The sequence below is a fragment of the Bacillus sp. 05T31 genome (genome assembly GCF_056396725.1).
In genome coordinates this window covers 1-5902 of record NZ_JBFTMA010000226.1, presented here as the reverse complement: position 1 = coordinate 5902, position 5902 = coordinate 1, and the positions used below count along the sequence as shown (strand labels likewise).

General features: G+C 39.7%; 1 protein-coding gene and 1 pseudogene. Both read left to right on the top strand.

Annotation, left to right across the window (positions count from 1 at the left end; genetic code table 11):
• Nucleotides 1-2831: helicase-exonuclease AddAB subunit AddB (gene addB / locus AC1DJR_RS14915; protein WP_477002911.1), on the top strand; the 2831-nt coding region annotated here is incomplete at its 5' end.
• Nucleotides 2828-5845: pseudogene (addA, locus tag AC1DJR_RS14910) on the top strand (helicase-exonuclease AddAB subunit AddA); the annotation flags it as partial. The gene addB and the pseudogene addA, both read left to right, overlap by 4 nt.
• Between the last annotated feature and the right edge of the window lie 57 nt (nt 5846-5902).

Below are 5902 nucleotides of genomic sequence, written 5' to 3'. Positions count from 1 at the left end.
GAACAAGAGTAACAATAACATTAACGATAGATGAAAAAACGTTAGCGCAGCCAGTGAATGAACTAGATTTATTTTATGAAACGACRTTAACGTATGAAAAAATAAAACAAGTAGCGCGTGAAGAGAAAATAGAAATCGAAAAAACAATTCCACTTATGGAACAACCGCGTTTTCATTCTCCAGCATTAGCTCATTTAGAAACGCATTATGAAGCGCGTCCGAATGAAAAGTATCATGGTGAAGCGAGTGTAACAATTAGTACAGCAGCTAATTTACGAGCTGAAGTAGAAGGTGTAGCTCGTGAAATTAGAAGACTTGTGGCGACTGAAGACTATCGTTACCGAGATATCGCAGTCCTTCTTCGTAACGGAGAAAGTTATTACGACGTAATGCGAACGTTATTTACGGATTATAATATCCCGCATTTCATCGATGAAAAACGCCCAATGTCACATCATCCGCTAGTAGAATGTATTCGTTCTGCACTCGAGATTATTAGCGGGAATTGGCGTTATGATGCAGTATTCCGCTGCGTGAAAACAGAGCTTTTATATCCATTAGATGTAAGAAAAGAAGTGATGCGCGAAGAGATGGATGAGTTTGAAAACTACTGTTTAGCGTACGGTGTACAAGGGAAGAGATGGACTTCTGAAGATCCGTGGATGTATCGTCGTTATCGTTCTCTTGATGATGCGAGCGAAATGATAACAGACAGTGAGCGTGAAATGGAAGAGAAAATAAATCGACTTCGCGACGTTGTAAGAACGCCAGTTATTCGTATGCAAAAAAGACTGAAGCGTGCTGGAACAGTTATGCAGATGTGCGAAGCGGTATATTTATTTTTAGAGGAGCTTGACGTTCCGAAAAAACTAGAAGAATTACGTGTTCGTGCAGAAGAAAATGGAGATTTCTTATTTGCGACAGACCATGAGCAAGTATGGGAAGAAGTGATGAATCTTCTTGATACGTTCGTTGAGATGCTTGGCGAAGAGAAGATGTCCCTTTCAATGTTTACGGAGGTTATGTCGACAGGTCTTGAGGCACTTCAATTTGCGAACATTCCGCCGTCACTAGATCAAGTGTTAGTTGCTAAYATTGATCATTCTAGATTATCAGATATTAAAGCGACGTTCATTATTGGAGTAAATGAAGGAGTGATTCCAGCAGCGCCTATGGATGAAGGGATGCTTTCTGATGAGGAAAGAAATGTTCTCACCGCTGCAGGTATCGAATTAGCACCAACGACGAGACAAACTTTATTAGAAGAACAGTTCGTTATGTATCAAATGGTGACGAGAGCATCTGAGAAGTTATACATTTCCTGTCCGCTTGCGGATGAAGAAGGAAAGACGTTACTTGCTTCTAGTTTTATTAAAAAAATAAAAAGAATGTTCCCTGATGTGAAAGAATCGTTTATTACGAATGATGTAAATGACTTATCGCGTTCGGAACAAATCTCATATGTAGCAACGCCAGAAGTAACGTTGTCTTATGTCATGCAGCAACTGCAAACGTGGAAGCGATACGGATTTGAAGGGAATTTAGACTTTTGGTGGGACGTATATAACTTCTACGTTACTTCAGATGAATGGAAGCAAAAAAGTAGCCGTGTGTTATCAAGTTTATTCTACCGAAATCGTGCACAGAAACTAAGTACAGATGTAAGTAGGGATTTATATGGAGATACAATTAAGGGAAGCGTTTCTCGTATGGAACTATTTAATCGCTGTGCGTACGCTCATTTTGCTCAGCACGGTTTATCGCTAAGAGAGCGTGATATTTTTAAACTTGATGCGCCAGATATCGGTGAATTATTCCATGCAGCGCTGAAGAGAATTGCAGACAAGCTATTACGTGAAAATCGGACTTGGGCGGATTTATCAATAAAAGAGTGTGAACRCCTTTCTGCTTTAGTAATAGAAGAAATTGCACCGTTATTACAAAGACAAATTTTATTAAGTTCGAACCGTCATTTCTATTTAAAGCAAAAACTACAACAAATCATTTTCCGTACGTCACTTATTCTTCGTGAACATGCGAAGTCGAGTGGATTTGTACCAGTTGATTTAGAAGTACCGTTCGGTATGGGCGGGACTGGATCTCTTCCGCCAATGGAATTTGCGTTGCCAAATGGTGTGAAGATGGAAGTAGTTGGCCGTATTGACCGTGTTGATAAGGCGGAAGATGAGAGTGGTACGTTCCTTCGTATTATTGATTATAAATCAAGTTCGAAAGCGTTAGATTTAACRGAAGTGTATTACGGACTCGCACTTCAAATGTTAACGTATTTAGATGTTGTTACTTCAAATGCACATACGTGGATGAAAAAGGGCAGTACTGCATCACCGGCGGGTGTATTGTATTTCCATATTCATAACCCAATTGTTGAGATGAAAGGCGATGCATCTGAAGAAGAAATTGAGAAAGAAATTTTAAAGAAATTTAAAATGAAAGGTCTCGTACTAGGAGATGCTGACGTTGTGCGTTTAATGGATAATAAACTTTCAACAGGAAGCTCTGATATTATTTCTGCTGGTCTGAAAAAAGATGGTAGTTTTAGTGCGCGTTCTAGCATTGCAAGTGAACAAGAGTTTAACGTACTTCAAAAATATGTACACCACTCGTTTGAAAATATCGGAAAAGACATTACAGAAGGTGTTATCGATATTGCTCCTTACAAAAAGGGGAATAAAGCGGCATGTACGTTCTGTAACTTCAAATCTGTTTGTCARTTTGATGAATCACTTGAAGATAACCAATTCCGTACGTTAAAAGATATGAAAGATAGCGAAGCGATGGAGAAAATTAGAGAGGAGGTTGGCGGAGAATGATAGAAAATTGGCCTCAGAAACCAGAAGGTAGTCAATGGACAGATGACCAGTGGAAAGCGGTTGTAGCGAACGGACGTGATATTTTAGTYGCAGCGGCAGCTGGATCAGGGAAAACAGCGGTATTAGTTGAACGTATTATTAAAAAGATTATAAGTGAGGAAAATCCAGTCGATGTCGACCGCCTGCTCGTTGTAACATTTACGAATGCAGCGGCGCAAGAAATGAAAAATCGAATTGGGGAAGCGTTAGAAAAAGTATTAATTGATGGGCCAGGTTCACAGCATATAAGAAAGCAGCTTAGCTTATTAAATAAAGCTTCCATTTCTACAATTCATTCATTTTGTTTACAAGTTATTAGAGGATATTATTACATGCTTGATGTCGATCCTCGTTTTCGTATTGCGAACCAAACAGAAAATGAGTTATTAAAAGAAGAAGTGCTAGATGACATATTAGAAGAAGAATATGGAATCGAAGATAATAGTATTTTCTTTGAACTAGTTGATCGTTATACGAGTGACCGTAGTGACGATGACTTACAACGAATGATTTTAGCGCTTCATACAGAATCAAGAGCGCATCCAAACCCGGAGAAGTGGCTTGATAAATTAGTAGAAGCATACGACGTTGAAGGAAAGACGATTGAAGATTTAGTGTACGCTTCTTACTTATTAGAAGATGTAAAATTCCAGCTTGAAACAGCGGAAAAGCATATTCGTAAGGCGACTGAACTCGCAATGCTTCCTGATGGTCCAGCGCCTCGCGTTGAAACTTTACAAGCGGATTTAGCTTTACTTGGAACGTTATCCTCAGCAGCGCGTGGATCGTGGACAAGCGTTTATGAAGCGATGCAAAATGTATCGTGGCAAACGTTAAAGCGTATTAAAAAAAGTGATTACAACGAAGATGTTGTAAAACAAGTAGATTCTCTTCGTAATAAAGCGAAAGATGAAGTGAAGAAATTACAAGAAGAGCTATTTAGCCGCAGACCCGAAAGTTTCTTACGAGATTTTCAAGATATGCATCCTGTATTAGAAAAACTCGTGAAGCTTGTAAAAGTATTTACRGAGCGTTTCCAAGCGATTAAGCGAGATAAAGGAATGGTCGATTTCCCAGATTTAGAGCATTTCTGTTTGCAAATTTTAAGCGAGCAAAGTGAAGGTGGTGAAATGAAGCCATCAGCAGTAGCGCTTCAATATCGTAATAAATTTGCTGAAGTACTAGTTGATGAATATCAAGATACGAACTTCGTACAGGAATCAATTATTAAATTCGTAACGAAAGATTCTGAGAGTGAAGGAAACTTGTTCATGGTTGGTGACGTAAAACAGTCAATCTATCGTTTCCGACTAGCAGAGCCTGGTTTATTTTTAGGAAAATATAAACGTTTCACACAAGAAGGATCGGGCGGCGGAATGAAGATTGACTTAGCGAAAAACTTCCGTAGCCGTCATGAAGTGSTAGCAGGTACGAACTTTATTTTCAAACAAATTATGGGCGAAGAAGTCGGCGAAATCGATTATGATGCTGACGCTGAATTAAAGCTAGGTGCTAGCTATCCAGAAGGTGAAGATGTAGCGGCAGAGCTATTATGTATTCAGCAAACTGAGGAAGAAGTGCAAGACGGTGAAGAAGGTGCCGAAGTAGAAAAAGCGCAGCTTGAAGCTCGTCTTATGGCGCAGCGTATTAAAGCAATGGTCGATTCAGGCTATGAAGTGTATGATCGWAAAACYGATAGTATGCGCCCAGTGCAATATCGTGATTTCGTTATTTTACTTCGCTCCATGCCATGGGCGCCGCAAATTATGGAAGAGTTAAAACTACAAGGAATTCCGGTATATGCTGACCTTGCGACTGGTTACTTTGAAGCGACAGAAGTAAATATTATGATGAACGTATTCCGCGTCATTGATAACCCGATGCAAGATATTCCGCTTGCAGCTGTACTTCGTTCACCGATCGTTGGACTAAATGACGAAGAACTTGCGACGCTTCGTGCTCATGGAAAGAAAGGCTCGTTTTATGAAGTGATGAGCTCATTCTTAAAGGGAGCGCCGCTTGAAGAAGAACAAGAACTGCATGATAAATTAGAGTGGTTTTATAACTTACTGCAAGGGTGGCGTGAATTTGCGCGTCAACAATCTCTTTCTGATTTAATTTGGAAAGTGTACGGTGAGACAGGCTATTACGACTTTGTCGGCGGTTTACCAGCCGGAAAGCAAAGGCAGGCAAACTTACGCGTACTATATGACCGCGCAAGACAATATGAAGCAACATCGTTTAGAGGATTATTCCGCTTCTTGCGCTTTATTGAGCGGATTTTAGAACGCGGAGATGATATGGGAACAGCGAGAGCTCTTGGAGAACAAGAAGATGTTGTTCGCATTATGACGATTCATAAAAGTAAAGGGCTAGAGTTCCCAGTCGTATTTGTAGCTGGACTTGGTCGCCGTTTTAATACACAAGATTTAATGAAGCGTTTCTTACTTCATAAAGATTTCGGTTTCGGTTCACAATTTATCGATCCTCGTAAACGAATTAAATATACGACATTATCGCAACTAGCGATTAAGCGTAAAATGAAGATGGAATTAATTGCGGAAGAAATGCGCGTRYTATACGTAGCGTTAACRCGTGCRAAAGAGAAGTTAATTTTAATTGGAACRGTTAAAGATGCMAATAAAGAAATGGAAAAATGGCTCGATGCAAGAGAGCATAGTGAATGGTTATTACCAGACCATATWCGTGCCGGAGCGTCTTGCTACTTAGACTGGATTGCACCTTCCTTATATAGACACCGTGATAGTGAAATGCTTCTTGAATTAGGACAAGGAAATATTCCAGGCGAAATTTATGAATATAGTGCTAGCTGGAAAGTAGAAGTTGTTGAAGGAAAAGATTTACTTGCACCAGAACCAGTTCAAGAAGAGAAACAAGAGTTATTAGAAGCGCTTCGTGATAAAAAAGCTGTTCCGTTAGAAAGTGAACGGAAAGAAGAAGTGTACGACAGATTGACTTTCTAACGGAACAGCTTTTTTATCACGAAGCGCTTCTAATAACTCTTGTTTCTC